Genomic DNA, 14,774 nt, shown 5'->3' with positions numbered 1-14,774 from the left:
ATGGCCTGGCGGCTGCCGTCGTCACGCCGGCCGTGGCCTGTCCGTCACTGTGTGACTGGATCGAAGGCCCAGAGATCCACTGGGAGCCCGGGGGTGTATGTGTGGAGTGTCAACGGCTGGTTCTCGCCGTGAGCGTCCAGGTACAGACGCTCGTCGGGTGCGGTGTGGTTACTCAAGAACATCGTCGTCTCGTTGAACGTGGCACACCACAGATAGCCGTCGTCGTTGGGGCGGAAGGTATTCAGCGTGACCCTGTTGCCGTCCTGCGGCAGTGTCTGAGTCGCCGTCGCGTTGACGTACTTGCCGCCGTAGGCCAGGTAATAGCAGTGGTCATCGCCGGTTTTGTCCGCGTAGATCGTGATGAACCCTTCGTTTCCCTCCTCGGTGTCGTAGCGCACGTCCACCGAGGTGCCCTCTTCGGTGCGGCCGTCCGCCACGGTCATCATCAGGGGTGGGGTGGACTCCTTGAGGAGGATCTCGTCGACTCTCGTCGCCTCGGTGGCGGGGTCCTGGAGGAACCAACGCTGGGAGCCCGAGTTGTCGAAGTCGCGAGCCATCAGAGCCTCACCGCTGTTCAGAGAGGTGAGCAACTGGTGACTGACCATGTTCTCCAGGATCCATGTGCCGTCGCCCTGGTCAACGGGGCGCCAGAGCTGGTCGGTCTCTTCGTTCGGGTTCAGTACGATCCGCGCGTCACGGGCACCGTCCGGCTGTCCCAGGTAGCTGTTGCCGTCGACGGCGACCAGGCGGTAGTAGCCGGGGAACTCGGGTACCGCATCCAGGCTGAAGGTCTGCATCGGTACATCGGCCCGGTTGAGGGGCTCGTCGGTGACCTGGGAGGTGTAGCCGCCGTAGGTGGCCACGTTCGTGGTCTTGGCGTTGCGGAGCACAGCCCGTGCCGGCAGCTTCTTCACCGGTCGCGGCCTGTCGCTCGGGGGTTCCGGCAGGTTGCCGATCTCGAACAGGACGGGATAGTGGTCCGACCTGACTTCTTCGTCGACCCGGGCTATGCCGGTGGCCTGGGGCGCGTTGGCGCCGGACGGGGCGACCGCGTAGTCGAGGACTCTCGGCGTGGTGGTCAGCGGCTCCGCGGGCTCTGGATCCAAGGGGTCCGGAACATAGGGTTCAGGGTCCGGCACGGTCGGATGGGTCGGCTGCCCGAGGGACGGGGCCATCACCTGCCACTGTCCAGGTGCGTCCTGGGCGAGTCGGTCGTACAGGGAGTTCCGGGCGCCAGGATGTGGGAGGCGATTGTAGTCGCCGAGCGCCACCCAGGGCAGCGGCGTGTTGTTGGGGCCTGCGGTGGCCATCCGGGTCCGGATGTTGGCCAGCAGTTCGGGGGCGTCGTTGCCGGTCCCCGACCACCCGTGCACCGTGAAGTAGACGACGCCGTCGACGCGGACGCCGAGCGCGGGCCGGCTCGTGGCACCGTACCTGTCGGCGGTTCCCTGCACCACATAGACGTCGTCCTGGTCGACCGGCCTGGAGGTTGCGATGGCCAGGTTGACGCGGTTGACCCCAACGGTGGAGGTGTCCGTGTGCAGCCAGTACAGATATGCCGCCGGTCGGCTGCGCGTCCCGCTGATGCGGTACTGCCGGACCGGGGGGTATATGTGATTGCCCACGTAGTCGAGCCCTCGGCTGAACTGCGTCTGCTGGATGTCGTGCTCCTGTCCCAGCCATCTGTCGCCTGTTTCGCCTCCGGGCGGAGAGCCTGCTTCTTGCAGAAGCACGATGTCGGCCTGGTATCGCTCCATCATGCCGAGTACTCCCGCGTCGTACTTGGATTCGTACTCGCCGACGTCGTTGGTGGTGCCTGCGCCCTGCATGTTCCAAGTGATCACCTTGCGGCGGTTCTGTTCACGGGGGTCGATCTCGCCGCCGGTGTCGCGCAGGAACAACGAGTGCTGTTTACCGAGGTCGAGGGTTGCCACTCCCTGGCCCTGGAAGTCCAGCGTCTCCCGGCCGGTCCAGTCGGCAATCGCCTGGCCGTCCTGGCTCAGAGGCAGGAACTCGCCGGGGTGCGTGCCGTCGGAGCCGAACTGGAACGCGACACCGGGCCGCGTGCCGTACGGCGCGTACGGCTCGAAGGGCCCGTTCGGGGTGGTCTGCTTGATCAACGTGTTGTTGTAGAAGACGTTCTGCGGACCGGAGGAACCAGCCCATTTGCCGGCCTTGGGGCCGGCCGCCCACCAGACCGGGTACCAGGTCCCGTCGTCGATCTCGCCGCCTTCCCCGCCGCAGTTGGTCTGGCAGCTCGCCGAACGGTGGTCGTAGGGAATGCGTACCGTGTTCTGCTCGAACAGGTTGCTGTGTTCCCAACCGCCGTGCAGGTTCAGGTCCGAGTCGAGGTCGTTACGGAAGGCGACGTTGCCGCTGGCCGACCACTGGAAGGTGAAGTGGCGCAGGTTGCGGCTGAGGTTGTAGGCCCACAGCGAGTCCCAGACCCGGCTGCCGCGCAAGTAGCCGTTGCCGCCCTTGCCCTTGTTCCATGCACCGTCGAAGCTGTTGCGCTCGATCTGCAGGTTGCGCGCCACCTCGGTGACGATCGGGTGCGAGCCGGTCATCGTGGCCCTGAGCCCTCGCGCCCAGCTGTTGGCGGCCCACTTGAACACGATGCCGTGCATCGCGTACTCCGGGGCCATGTTGCCATAGTTGTTCTTGGCCTGGTCGGGGCTCAGAGAGTAGGTCTCCTGGCCGCCGATCTTGAGCAGGCCGTTCATGTCCTGAGTGAAGGCGAAGTCCTCGAACCCCACTCCTTCGACGGTCTTCAGCGGGGTGATCTTGCTGGGGTACGGATTGCCGCTGCCGTTCAGCGGTTCGGAGCCGTCCGATTCGGAGTTGACCGGCAGGTCCCATTCAAGCGGCTCGTCCAGCGTGATCGTCTTGGTGGTGGCGTCGATGTGGGTGACCCGGAACATCTGCTGACGCATGTGGAGCGCCTCGATCATGCTCGAGTCGGTGATGCCCTGCTGTGCGTAGAACTTCTTGCTGTTGGCCGCCCCCACCCAGACGTAGCCGCCCAGTTTGAACTTGTCCGTGTCGGCCTTCGGGTCCAGCCGCACCACGTTGGCGCCGCGGCGGCCCGAGAAGCCCGGAGCGTCGGGCAGTGAGGCCAGCTTGAAGCCGGAGACCCAGTGCTGGTTGACGCTGCCCTCGAAGAGGTCCTTACGACCGGGAAGCGGCGGGAGCACCTCCCATTCGTCCTGGTACCGTGCCGCCACATCCCGGGTCTGGACCCGGAACATCCCCCGTCCCGGCCATATCCAGCCGCCATTGCCCATGTCGGGTGCGTTGCCGGCCGTCATGCTTTCCTGGTCCCAGCGGCCGTTGACCGTCTGGTCGTAGCGTGTGCTGAGGTCGGGGCGGAACACCACCTTCGTGCCCCCATCGTCGGAGCCCATGCCCTTGATGGTCAGGAAGTTGGCGTCGACGTAGATCTGGCGGGATATGTCGACCCGCCCGTACGGCAACTCGATGAGTGAGAGCCGGTGGAAGTTCGCGTTCGGGGAGCATCTGCTCTTGACGTCGTCGATCGCCTTCTGCAGCCCGGCGGTGTCGTCGACGCCGTCGTCCCCGATCACCTTGTAGGTGGAGGCGAGTTCGTCCCTGGTGATGCGGCAGGAGGCATCGCTGGTCAGGTCCCCGCTGCCCGGAAGCTCCAGGCCGCCGCGATATCCCGTCCGCGACCAGTCGGGCAGGCCGGCGCGGGGGACGGCGCGGTTCGTCTGGCTCAGGTCCGGTCCGCTGGCTCCGGGTCCAGCCGTTGGCGCGGCCTGCGCGGGAGCGGTCATGGGCGCCGCGGGGGCAAGCGCCGACGCCGCGGGAGTGAATGCCGGAGCCAGGAGGGACAACAGCAAGCCGGGCAGAAGACTCGTCGCTCTTCGGCTGTGTTTCACGTGACCTCGATATGTAGCGTCATCGTTGTATCCGTGTCTGCGTGGGGGAAACGGGGCGGCCCCTCCGCCCGGCGACCGTTGTCGGAGACTGGTGTGTCTTCGAGGCAGTGAGTCGCCGGGGAGGGGCAACTGGTGTGTGAGACTCCGTGCGGTGCAGAGGGCTGACAGCGCGGCCGCGTCCTCTCGTTCTCGCCAGAAGGCGATTGAGGTCGTCTGCGCCCGCGTCCGTCAAGGCTCACGTCCTCGTGGTCGGGCGGCTGCTTTGCTACGCGCTCCGTCCGGCTGCCTGAAGTCGGTCCCTTGGCCCCATCACCACTGCGGAGCCGGGGGCTTGGGCATGGCCGCGAAGTCGTAGACCTCCTTCCACAGGACGCCGTTCTGTCCCCCGCCCGTGCCGTTGATGACGTAGTAGAGATTGGTTCCGGCGATCACGGCCAGCGGGGTCTTGCCGTACGTGTTGGCGAAGGAGTTCTCTTCGTAGTACCCGCTCCACCCACCGTCCCGCGAAATGATGTAGCTGCCGATCGTGTTGTCGCGGTCCTCGGTCAGGCTGATCACGCCGTAGCCGTTGCGGGAAAGCGCGACGGACGGACCGCTTCTGGTGTAGCCGGAGGTGCCCGAGGCGTACACCTTGAACGGGTTCGTCCACGTGGATGTCCCGTACCTCTGCCGCGACATGTAGATGTTGTTGTCGGTGCCGGTGAAGGCCAGCACGATCTGGTTCCAGGGTGCGGGGTCGCTTCCGGTGTCCACCTGGGCGGCCAGCGCCGGCGCGTCCTTGCTCAGCGCACCCGGAATCACGCGGGGCGAGGTGTAGGTGGCGGCCTCACCGTTGTAGTACGTCGTCCAGATGGCGTCGTTGGACTGGCTGTTCCAAGCGAGCATGAACGAGTTGTTGGGCAGCGCGGCCGCCCCCACGGGCAGGGTGGCGCTTGTTCGGGTGTCGTTGGGGATCTTGGTCGGGTCGGGCAGGTCGCCGGGCAGCTGGTAGCTCGAGTCGAGCTGGACGCGGTGCTGGTAGACGTGGCCTTCCGTACCGGTGTGGAAGATCCTGAAGTTCCCGCGGCCCCCGTCGTCGGTCCAGATCACCTTCGGCGGTGTCCAGGTCTGCGCGAACGTGCCGGCCCCCGCGGGCAGCCGGTAGGAGGGGCCGTTGTTCAACGCAATGTAGATGTAGTCGTTGCTGGCGCCGCGCCAGGCGTGCAGGATGTTGCCGCGCTCGTCGCGTGCCTCGCCCGGGGTGGACCTACTGGTGATCGCCCCGCCCCCATAGGTCACCGGCTTCCAGTCGCTGCCTTCGCCGGGAAACCCCCAGACCGCGGCCGAAGGGCCGTCGGCCGCGATCGAGGCTTCACCGGCCATAGCGGGCACAGCCGCTCCCGGGACCGCGGCGGACGCGGCTACGAGCGCCACTGCCGCCAACCGGAACCTCATCGATGTGTTGCGCACTCTTCCTCCGTAGGGCCTCGCGAACATGGATGGCCACCGCAGATCACAGCTGCTTGCGTGCCACGAGTGCCGAGAACGGTGCCGAGCCCACGGCGGCGAGGCGGCCGCAGGCATCAGCACCTCCGTGACCTACCGGTCAGGGAAGTCACTCACTCACGCATCAGCGTCTGCTGCCCCCGTTGCCACGACGGTTGCTGATGGTCCGTCACAGTGTTGACAATGTAGGCATGTCGGTTGTGACGTGGTAGTCATCACATGGCCCCTTACCGGGGCTTGCGAGCCCCTCAGGGCGTGTCGGCCCTGGCAGGCTGGAGAGCCCGTCAGGCGGGGTCGAACCTGTCTGACGGGGGCAACGCCCTCCTCGGACGACCTCTACGGTTCGGTGCGGGACGGGCATGCGCCGGCCGGTCGGCGAGGACCGGCCCATGCCTGGTCACTGACCGATGGTCTCGCTGGCGTATTCCCACAAACGGTCCGCGGCCTGCGGGTCGAGAGCATGGGGGGCTACACCGCCCACGTGCTGCTCGTCGTCGGTGGCGACCGTTTCCGCCTGCTGATTGTCTTCGAAGTAGCGCCCGGTGACACCGTTGACCAGGGGTGACCCGGCCAGCAGCGCGGAGGTCGCGGCGCCCTGGGCGGGTGTTTTGTAGTAGGGCTGCTCGATGATGTTCCCGTCGTCGTCCATCGCACCCAGGGCCTTCATGGTCTCGTCATCGATGTGACGCTGGAGGTTGGTGCTGATCCAACCGGGGTTGAGTGCGTTGGCGGTAATGCCGTCGGCGGCCCACCGGCGTGCGCCCACGGTGAACAGGACATCGGCGGTCTTGGACTGCGCGTAGGCCGCCCAGCGGTCGTACGGCCGACGTACGAAGTGCGGGTCCTCGAAGTCGAACGCCGCGTTGCGGTGCGCGCCTGAGCTTACGACGACGATGCGGGCGGCGCCGGCCGCGCGCAGGTTGGTGTGCAGTCCCAGGGCGAGTGCGAAGTGGCCGAGATAGTTGGTCGCCAGCTGGAGTTCCCAGCCCTCGGCGGTCACGTGCCGTTGCGGGAGGGCCATGATGCCGGCGTTGGCCACGAGGACATCGAGCGGCCCCTGCCATCCCCGGGTGAAGGCGGCCACCGAGGAGAGGTCTGCGAGGTCGAGCGCCTCCGCCCGCACCGCGCCCGGCCCGGGCATGGCGGCGAAGTCCCGGACGAGGGGTTCGGCCGTCGCGGGATCGCGGGTGGCGACGGTGACCTCCGCACCGGCGGCGGCCAGGGCCCGGACCGTCTCGACACCGATTCCGGAAGCACCGCCGGTGACGATCATGCGCCGGCCGGCCAGGTCTACTCCGTCGAGGACCTCGGTGGCGGTGGCGTGGGAATGGAAGGGAGTGGTGAGGCGAGTCGCGTGGTTCACGATCGGTTCCTTTCTGTTGGGCGGGCAATGCTCACGCAACCAAGATACGAGGACACTTTCGGAGTCTCTATAATGAACAGTCCAGAAAACTTGCTCAACCATCCAGAACGGAGTGTTGATGGATCCGCTGGAAGACGTCCTCTCACTTCTCGACACGCGAAGCCACCTGTCGTCGAGCCTGGTGGCCGGCGGCAGATGGGCGGTGCACTTCGAGGCTCCGGATGGCGTGAAGTTCAACGCAGTCCGCCGCGGTTCCTGCCGCCTCGACGTGGAGGGCGCCGGTGAGCCGGTTCAGCTGGCCGAGGGAGATTGCTACCTTCTCACTCAGGCGCGCGCGTTCACGCTGTCGAGCGACGCCGAGGCGGTGCCGGTGGATGCCGGCCAGGTGTTTGCTGCCGCCGAGAACGGCGTCGCGCGTACCGGAGAGGGGGAGGACGTCCTCCTCGTCGGTGGTCGTTTCTCGTTCGGTGACCGGGCGCATGCTCTCCTGCTCGACACGCTTCCCCCGGTCATCCACATACCGGCCGGCTCCGAGGAAGCCGGCACCCTCCAGTGGGCGCTCGGACAGATCGACCAGGAGCTGCGGCAGCGCCCCATGGCGTCGACGCTGGTGGCACAGCATCTTGCGGTTGTCATGCTCGTCCACGTACTGCGCCTGTACTTCGCCCGCGCGCCGCAGGCCTTGTCCGGTTGGCCGGCCGGGCTCGCGGACCCGGTCGTGGCCACGGCTCTGACGTCGATGCACACCGCGCCCGGCCATCCCTGGACCGTTGCAGAGTTGGCGCGGACAGGCGCGGTCTCCCGTTCGACCCTGGCGGCGCGGTTCAAGGACACGGTCGGCCAAGGGCCACTGGACTACCTCACTCATTGGCGCATCGAACTGGCTTCCAAGCGCCTGCGCGGGGGTACCGACACACTGGCCACGATCGCGCGAGCCGTCGGTTACGGATCGGAGAGCGCTCTCAGCTCCGCTTTCAGACGGGTCACCGGCATCTCGCCGCGCGCGTACCGCAACGAGCACAGGTCAGCCCGGCTGTCAGGACAGTGAGGGGTTCTGGTTCCATCCCAGGTGGAGGACGGCCACGTCGTCGACCAGCCCTCCGTACGGTGCCGCCATCGACGTGGCGCCGGCCACCAGCGCGTCGACGAATTCCTGTGAGCCCAGGTGGGCGTGCCGGGTGGCGAGTCGAAGGAGGCCCTCCTCGCCGAGCCTCGCGGAGCGTTCGGTCCTTCCTTCGAAGAGGCCATCGGTGAACAGGACGACGCTGTCGTGCGGCGCGAGTTCCATCTCAGTCACCGACCAGTCCCCCAGCCCCGGGAAGAGCCCCAGGGCCATCCCGGTCCGGGGCGGTTCGACCCATCGGACTTGTCCTGACCGCCGGTGGAGCATACCGGGATGCCCTGCGTTGACCACGGTGGCCGACGTTGCTTCGGGCGGGAACACGAGCGAAACAACCGTTGCGTACGTGTCGTCGTCCGACCGTTCTGCGGTCAGGATCCTTTCGAGGACTTCCAACTGTGCGAGCTGCGTCGTTCCGCACAGGACGGCCGTCCGCCAGGCGACCCGCAGCTGGACGGCCAGGGCTGCCTCCGCGGGTCCGTGCCCGGAAACGTCGCCCAGAATGACGTGGACCCTCGAGTCCTCCGTCTGGACCACGTCGTAGAAGTCGCCGCTGAGGAGAGCGTGGGACCGGCCCGGCTCGTAGCGTGAGACCGCAGTGAAGCCGTCGTCCCGAAGCGTCGGCGCGGGCAGCAGACCGCGCTCCAGCGAGATGCTGTCATAGGAAAGAACCGAGCCGGTCTCCACTCGGAACCGCTCCATGTGCTGTCGCTCCATCGCCAGCCGGACGGTCTGGCCGAGTGTCCTGCGGTCGGCACGTGCCGGGTCCGGGCGGCCGGGGCCTGGTCTCCAGACCGCAGCAGGCGGCATGGCCGATACGGCGTCGTGGGCGACGACCACCACCGGAACGTCTGAGGCGAGTTGCCGAACCCGGGCGGCGACCTCTGCCGGCTCTACTCCTGAGTAGGAGCGGCCCACGAGCACGCACATCGGCGCAGGGCGCAGGGCCAGGAGAGGCGCCGCCTCGGCAGTCGTTCTGCACCAGATCCAGACATCGGCGAGCTCGCGCGGCAGCATGCGCCGGACAGCGGACGCCTCTACCTCGTCCTCCGAAATCAGGAGCAGGGTGGAGCCGAGTCCACGAGGGCCGGGGAACCTCACGTCGCCGACTGAGAACACGCTCCTCATATCAAGGCTTCCGCGGTCGGACTGCGGTGGCGATGTCGCGGGTCCTCGCCCAGACAGTCGTCACGCCGAGCTCCTGGACACAGCGCACCGGCACCGCTGCGTGGCGCAGAATGGCCGGTATCCGTGGGTCGCCCGACAGGACCAGGCCGTAGAGCTCGCGCAGGTCGGCACGTATGGCGTCCCTGCCAAGACGGTGCAGCAACTGGGTACCGAACCCGCTGTTCTGCCAGGCGTCCTCCACGAGGAGTGCCGCCTCAGCATGGTCCCCATCCGGCATCAGGTGCGCCATGGCGATGAAACGGCTGGAGGTGTCCCGCACGGCCAGATGGACCGAACCCGGGCGGCCCAACAGTGTGTGCAGGTACAAGCGGGGATCCCCCATGGGCCGGTGGTAGCGGCGCCACAAGGTGTATGTGGAGCACCTGGTGTGCATGGAGGCAGCTCGCTCTACATCAGCGACCCCAATACGGACTATCCGGGCACTATCTCTCATTCCTGCATCTCCAAAGGGCCGGTTTCCAGCCGGTACGTCCCGGCCAGCCTCAAGACCGGATCACGGTTGAAGTTGTGACATCGAAGCGGTCACCCCGGCGACATGTCAGGAATCTTGTGGGTCAAACCTGTCACAGAACCCCACGCTGGCAGGTCAATGAAGCGGAAGCGGTCATCACAACCGTGGCGTTCAGTGGCAGACCCCCATCTATCCCACCTTTCGGCAGAGCACCGACCGAGGTGTCTGCGTGTGCTCACACCGCTGAGCGGCAGCACTCGGAGGAACGGAGACAGCAGGACATGCACCTCGAGACGTCCCCTGCGGACAGCACCTTGGACGAGGCCGTTTCTGTCTTCGTGGAGCTCCGTCCGCGGCTCTTCGGCATCGCGTACCGCGTGCTCGGCAGTGTGGTCGAAGCCGAGGACGTGGTACAGGAAGTCTGGCTACGGTGGCAGAAGACCGACCGTTCAGCGGTCAACAGTCCGATAGCGTTCCTGTCCAGCACCACGACCCGGCTGGCCCTCAACGTGGCGCAGTCGGCCCGGGTCCGCCGGGAAAGCTACATCGGTCCGTGGCTGCCCGAACCCGTCGACACGAGCAACGATCTCGAACTGGGTGCGGAACGTGAGGAAGACCTGGCGATCGCACTGCTCCTGGTACTGCAGAAGCTGACGCCCGTGGAACGGGCTGCTTACGTCCTGCGTGAGGCGTTCGACTACGCATACGCCGACATCGCAGAGATCCTCCAGGTGAGCCTGGTCAACGTCCGGAAGATCGTGAGCAGAGCCCGCAAGCATCTTTGTGCGGATCAGCAGGCGACCGTCGGAGCGGAGGAGCACCGGCAGCTCCTCGACGCCTTCCTGTCGGCCGCCCGGACAGGAAACACCGCCCGGCTGGAGGCCGTTCTCATACCTGAGGCCGTCAGGACGTCCGAGGGCGGCGGCAGATCCCGCGCTGCCGGTAGGCGCGCCCGCAGAACCCTGAGTCCGAACGGAGCTGCCGGGTTCGCCGGCTCGTGTTCCCACCCCGTGGCAGCCGCCACAGTCTGAGACACGGGCACGGCCACGCGGGCGGAGCAGTCGGACCGCCCGCCGGGAGGAAATCCGTCGGGCGGTCGAGCCACTGGCAACGCGTGCGGTTCACGGGTTTGCAATAGAGGGCTGGTTCCAGGAACGGAGCTTGTCAGGGTTGAGGACGACCCATACCTGTACAACTCGGTGAGCAGCGATGTCAAGACTGATGACGGCGACCACTTGTTGGTCGTAGCGCATCACGAGACCGGTCCGTCCGTTGACCGACTGGGACCGTAGGGTTGTACGTGAGCCAGAGTCCAGCAACCCCAGGAGGCAGCGGGCAACCCGCTCCGTGCCGTGTACCGGCTTGATCATTGCCCGGATCTTGCCACCGCCGTCGAAGAACGCCGTTACATCGGGCGCCATCAGTGACGCCAGGAGCGCCTCGTCCTGCGTCACACAAGCCCGGCGTATCCTAACGGCCACTGCGTCGTGTTCCGCGGCGGTCGTGGGCCGCGCACGGCGGGCACGCAGACTGTCCCGAGCCCGCAGGGTCAGTTCGGCAACCTCGGGCTCCGACTGCCCCACGACGTCGGCAACTGTGCCCGGTTCCATACCGAAGACGCCGTTGAGCACGAACGCCGCCCGCTCTTGCGGGGAGAGGGAGTCCAGCGCATTGAGCAATACCTCACTGATCTCCTCCTCCAGTGCGCTCCGCTCCGCGGTCCCGGCCGTCCGGCCGCCTCCCGCAGAGGCCGAGCGCTCCGGCATGGCCAACCGTGCCAGGCAGATGCCGCCGGCCGCCTTCGCCAGCCATGCTCGCGGAGCGACGATGCCCGCCCGCTCGGCATCGGACAGCTGGTACCACTGCCGGTAGGTCTCGTCGATCACGCTCTCGGCCGCACTACTGCTGCCCAGCATCCAGTACGCGACATCCAGCAGGTGCTTCCGCTCATCGAGCAACTCGGAAATCGGCACCGCATCATCGGAATGGTCCATGCGGCTTCCCTCCTCTCGCCCCGGCATCGCGTCACACGGCCCGAGCGGCAGTCATTCAGACGGTCTGGTTCAAATGTGCTGCGGTTTACAGAGTTCCCCCTAGGCACGACGGCAGCATGCATTGTCTCCTCCATCCGACATACGGAACTGCCAGAGTGCCATCGCTCCAGTGAGGAAAAACTCGTCACAGTATGGGTTCACGTCGCACTCGCCTCCTCTGTCGGCTCGACAGCTAGACCGGGCGGACGGAGATGTTGTGACATCGCTGTTCCGGCGCGGGGTGAGCCTGCCTTACACCTCTTCGTCTCCCCGGGCTCACGAGCTTGAGCAGCTCTGTGCTATTCCTCGGACCGGTGCCGTAGCCACTCCGCTCGACATCCGATCCCCTGGCCGAGGCCGGTCACCAGCCAGGGTCTCCTCCTTCGAGCCAGCACGGGCTGAAGCTGATCGCGGACCTCACGCGGGACGGCGCCCACCTCAGCCACCACGAACCATGCCTTGCCTCGGCGCGCTCCGGCGGCCTCCACTCCCAGCCGGCTGAGTGAGGGCAAGGGCGCTGCTCCACCAGCTGGCTGCAGCCTGCCGGTCGTCGCTTCGGCGGAACCTGTCACAGATCCCACGGCTGCCCTGTCAGTTCCTCGGTGGTGTGCGTGGCGCCTACGCGCACCTGTTCAGCGAGGAAGGGAAACAGACATGTCAACGGCACGCGATCACGGCGATGTCTACGCAGACCCGGCCGGCGCCAGCGTCTCCCTGGCCGCCGAGGCTGCCCTGCTCGAGGCCCGCCTAAGCATGCTGAGCGACGCCCTCCACGAGGTGGATACGCGTATCAGGGTGGTAAAGGACAGCCTGCACAAACTGCGTCATTCGGCTCCCGGTGCGGACGGTAGGGAGCGCATGCATTCGTAGTGCATCACTCGTCTCGTGCCTGCCGGTACCGCGGGCACAAGCCTGTACTCAGCCTGCTGTGCAGCAGGATGGCATTTCCGGGTTTCGGGACTCGCAGCAACAGCTCCGATGCCTGGGCGGAACGCGGCGGGGAAGCCATAGGTGAGCGGAAGACATCGCCGCCACGCACCGCCAGGCGTACGACGCCGGACTCACCATCGGTCGAGGGCCGACCGCGGTGGTTCAAGCACTGGGCCGTCCTCAGCATTCCGCCCAGGTCACGGGCTGCGCGCCCAGGTCACGAGCCGACGAAGGAGACCGTCTCTTCAAGCCGCGCCCGGCCCGTACGTGGGTGGCTGATCGTCAGGTCCTCGTATCCGATGGACATTCCGCAGAAGAGGAGGAGCTCGTCCGGAGGCGAAAGGATCTCCGCGACGGACGTGCGGTACTTCGCCCACGCCATCTGCGCACAACTGTGCAGCCCTTCGGCGCGCAGCAGCAGCATGACGGTCTGCAGGAACATCCCGACGTCGGACCACTGGGCAGGTCCGAGATCGCGGTCGATGTAGCAGAACAGGGCGACAGGGGCGCCAAAGCACTCCCAGTTCGCGGTGGCGGCCCTCTGGCGGGCCTCCCAGTCCTCGCGCGCGATCCCGAGTGAGCCGTAGCGCTGGGCGCCGAACTCGGACCGCCGCTCACGATACGGGGACTTCAGAGTGGCCGGATACTGCACGTACTCCGGCTCGTCCCACGGTTCGCCTGCGGCTATGCGCTCGCGCACGTGTTTCTTCAGTTCGGACAAGGGCTCGCCTGTCAGCACATAGGCATGCCATGGCTGGAGGTTCGACGCGGACGGCGTCCAGGCGGCGGCGGACACGACGCGCTGGAGCGCCTCCCTCGGAACTTCACGGTCGGTGAAACCGCGCACTGCTCGTCGGCTGGTGACCGCTTCATAGACGTCCAAGATCGCCTGCTCCCTACATTGTTGGCAAACCGAGGCACTCACGGCACGGGCGACCGTACCAGCCGTAGACAGTGTGTGTGTACTTACCACCAAGGTATTCACACTATTTGAGCCATCATGCAGAAGGCCCCCTCCGGACGCGTGAACGGCGCCTGAAGGGGGCTCTGAAACCTTGCTGGTGGTCAGCCCTTGGAGAAGCGGCCCGCCTGGGCAAGGATCAGTTCACGGTCGTCGACCGGCGGATAGATCCACAGTGTGTTGATGTTCTCCTTGAGCGTCTTCGCCTCGGGGCCGGTCGCCACCACCTGGCGGTCCCAGCCGGCCGTGGTCAGGGCGCCGGCAGGACCGAGGTCCAGACAGTTGGAGTAGGGGTCCGGGGTAAAAGGAATCAGAGTGTTGCCGAGCAGTTCGGCCACGACGTTGTGTCCCGCGTACTTCCCCATCGGCAGGGCATGCTGGCAGCTCTGGACCGTGCTTCGGCCCTCGTCTGCCGGGCCGCGTGCCGTGTCGCCGGCGGCGTAGACGTCGTCGACGCCGGTCACCCGCAGGTACTCGTCCACGGTCAGCCGGCCCCACCGGTCACGCTCGCCGGGGATCTGCGACGTAAGCGGGCTGGCAGCCATGCCCGCCGTCCATACGACGGTCGCTGCCTGGATCACTTCACCGTCCGACAGTGTGACGCCCTCCGTCGTGACCGATGCCACGGTCCGCCCCAGCCGCCGTTCGATCTTCAGCTCGTCGATGACGCTGTCGATCTGCGGACGGGGACCGGGACCGAGCTCAGGACCGACGACGTCGGCCCGGTCGACGAGCACGACGCGGACGCCCTCCGCAGGATCGCTCTGGGCGTCGGAGACGGTACGCAGGCGCTCGACCAGGGCGGTGGCGATCTCCAGACCGGTGAACCCGGCTCCGACCACGACGGCCGTGTACTGGCCCGGTGAGGAGGTGCGTTCGGGCAGCCGCCGCAGATGGGCATCGAGCCGTGCCGCCGCGGGCAGGGTGTCGACGTCGAAGACCTCTTGAGAGCCGGGGAAGTCGGGACGTACCAGCTGACTGCCGCTGGCCAGAACGAGCCGTTCGTATGGCAGGTCGAGGTTCTCACCCGTCCGGTCGACGGCTCGGACGGTGTGCGCTTCCGTGTCGATGCCGGTCACCGTCGCCGCCACCCGGCGCACACCGATCGGCCCGAGGACGCGGTCCAGCGGCACGCGCATCGTCTCCGGAGCGTCCTCGTACAGACGGGGACGGACGACGAGGTCGTCACCACCGTTCACCAGCGTCACCCGCACTTGCTCACCGGCCTCACCGGCCTCGCGGGCGGCTCGCACGGCGCCCGCTGCGCTCCACACGCCGGCGAAGCCTCCGCCGATGATCACGATGTCTTTCATATACGTCTCCCTCAAGAACCGAGTGATGAAC

11 protein-coding genes are annotated in these 14,774 nt (G+C 66.8%); 3 read left to right on the top strand and 8 right to left on the bottom strand.

All coding sequences use genetic code 11. From position 1 onward, the window contains the following. Positions 1 to 44: 44 nt before the first annotated feature. The 3 genes from ACH4D3_RS19360 to ACH4D3_RS19350 form a co-directional block, all read right to left on the bottom strand. The gene (locus ACH4D3_RS19360; RefSeq protein ID WP_398323490.1) at positions 45 to 3,794 is read right to left on the bottom strand and encodes an RICIN domain-containing protein; all 3,750 of its coding nucleotides are present in this window, start codon (positions 3,792 to 3,794) and stop codon (positions 45 to 47) included. Positions 3,795 to 4,208: 414 nt separating this feature from the next. Continuing rightward, a complete protein-coding gene (locus tag ACH4D3_RS19355; RefSeq protein WP_398323488.1) occupies positions 4,209 to 5,261 on the bottom strand; it encodes a hypothetical protein in 1,053 nt (350 codons plus the stop codon). A 520-nt stretch (positions 5,262 to 5,781) separates the two neighbouring features. After that, positions 5,782 to 6,657: an SDR family NAD(P)-dependent oxidoreductase gene (locus ACH4D3_RS19350; RefSeq protein ID WP_365981089.1), complete on the bottom strand. Its 876-nt coding sequence runs from the start codon at positions 6,655 to 6,657 to the stop codon at positions 5,782 to 5,784. A gap of 208 nt (positions 6,658 to 6,865) precedes the next feature. Here ACH4D3_RS19350 and ACH4D3_RS19345 point away from each other — a divergent pair, with 208 nt between their 5' ends. Further along, positions 6,866 to 7,795, top strand: a complete 930-nt coding sequence (locus ACH4D3_RS19345; RefSeq protein WP_398323487.1) for a cupin domain-containing protein — start codon at positions 6,866 to 6,868, stop codon at positions 7,793 to 7,795. Here the strand turns inward: ACH4D3_RS19345 and ACH4D3_RS19340 are convergent. Both ACH4D3_RS19340 and ACH4D3_RS19335 read right to left on the bottom strand, forming a co-directional pair. Further along, positions 7,784 to 8,995 carry a PP2C family protein-serine/threonine phosphatase gene (locus ACH4D3_RS19340; protein WP_398323485.1) on the bottom strand — a complete coding sequence of 404 codons (1,212 nt, stop codon included), beginning with the start codon at positions 8,993 to 8,995 and terminating at the stop codon, positions 7,784 to 7,786. The genes ACH4D3_RS19345 and ACH4D3_RS19340 overlap by 12 nt on opposite strands. A gap of 1 nt (position 8,996) precedes the next feature. Continuing rightward, positions 8,997 to 9,377: an N-acetyltransferase gene (locus ACH4D3_RS19335; RefSeq protein WP_261400964.1), complete on the bottom strand. Its 381-nt coding sequence runs from the start codon at positions 9,375 to 9,377 to the stop codon at positions 8,997 to 8,999. 410 nt (positions 9,378 to 9,787) lie between these two features. On the opposite strand from ACH4D3_RS19335, the gene ACH4D3_RS19330 reads away from it, so the two are divergent. Next, positions 9,788 to 10,537, top strand: coding sequence for a sigma-70 family RNA polymerase sigma factor (locus ACH4D3_RS19330; RefSeq protein WP_376650203.1), 750 nt, complete (start codon positions 9,788 to 9,790; stop codon positions 10,535 to 10,537). Positions 10,538 to 10,627: 90 nt separating this feature from the next. Here ACH4D3_RS19330 and ACH4D3_RS19325 read toward each other — a convergent pair whose 3' ends face one another. Next, a complete protein-coding gene (locus tag ACH4D3_RS19325; protein ID WP_398323483.1) occupies positions 10,628 to 11,500 on the bottom strand; it encodes an RNA polymerase subunit sigma in 873 nt (290 codons plus the stop codon). A 693-nt stretch (positions 11,501 to 12,193) separates the two neighbouring features. Here ACH4D3_RS19325 and ACH4D3_RS19320 point away from each other — a divergent pair. After that, positions 12,194 to 12,409, top strand: a complete 216-nt coding sequence (locus tag ACH4D3_RS19320; RefSeq protein WP_398323481.1) for a hypothetical protein — start codon at positions 12,194 to 12,196, stop codon at positions 12,407 to 12,409. Positions 12,410 to 12,686: 277 nt separating this feature from the next. Here ACH4D3_RS19320 and ACH4D3_RS19315 read toward each other — a convergent pair whose 3' ends face one another. Together ACH4D3_RS19315 and ACH4D3_RS19310 are read right to left on the bottom strand one after the other, a co-directional pair. Beyond that, entirely contained in the window at positions 12,687 to 13,352 is a 666-nt protein-coding gene (locus ACH4D3_RS19315) for a nitroreductase (protein WP_376650205.1), read from the bottom strand. 182 nt (positions 13,353 to 13,534) lie between these two features. Continuing rightward, positions 13,535 to 14,743, bottom strand: a complete 1,209-nt coding sequence (locus ACH4D3_RS19310) for an NAD(P)/FAD-dependent oxidoreductase (RefSeq protein WP_398323479.1) — start codon at positions 14,741 to 14,743, stop codon at positions 13,535 to 13,537. Positions 14,744 to 14,774 lie beyond the last annotated feature (31 nt).

Source organism: Streptomyces sp. NPDC018026, from assembly GCF_044327745.1.
GTDB classification, from domain to species: domain Bacteria; phylum Actinomycetota; class Actinomycetes; order Streptomycetales; family Streptomycetaceae; genus Streptomyces; species Streptomyces rubrogriseus.
The sequence above is the reverse complement of the archived record's forward strand: the minus strand, read 5'-3'. Positions and strand labels throughout refer to the sequence as shown.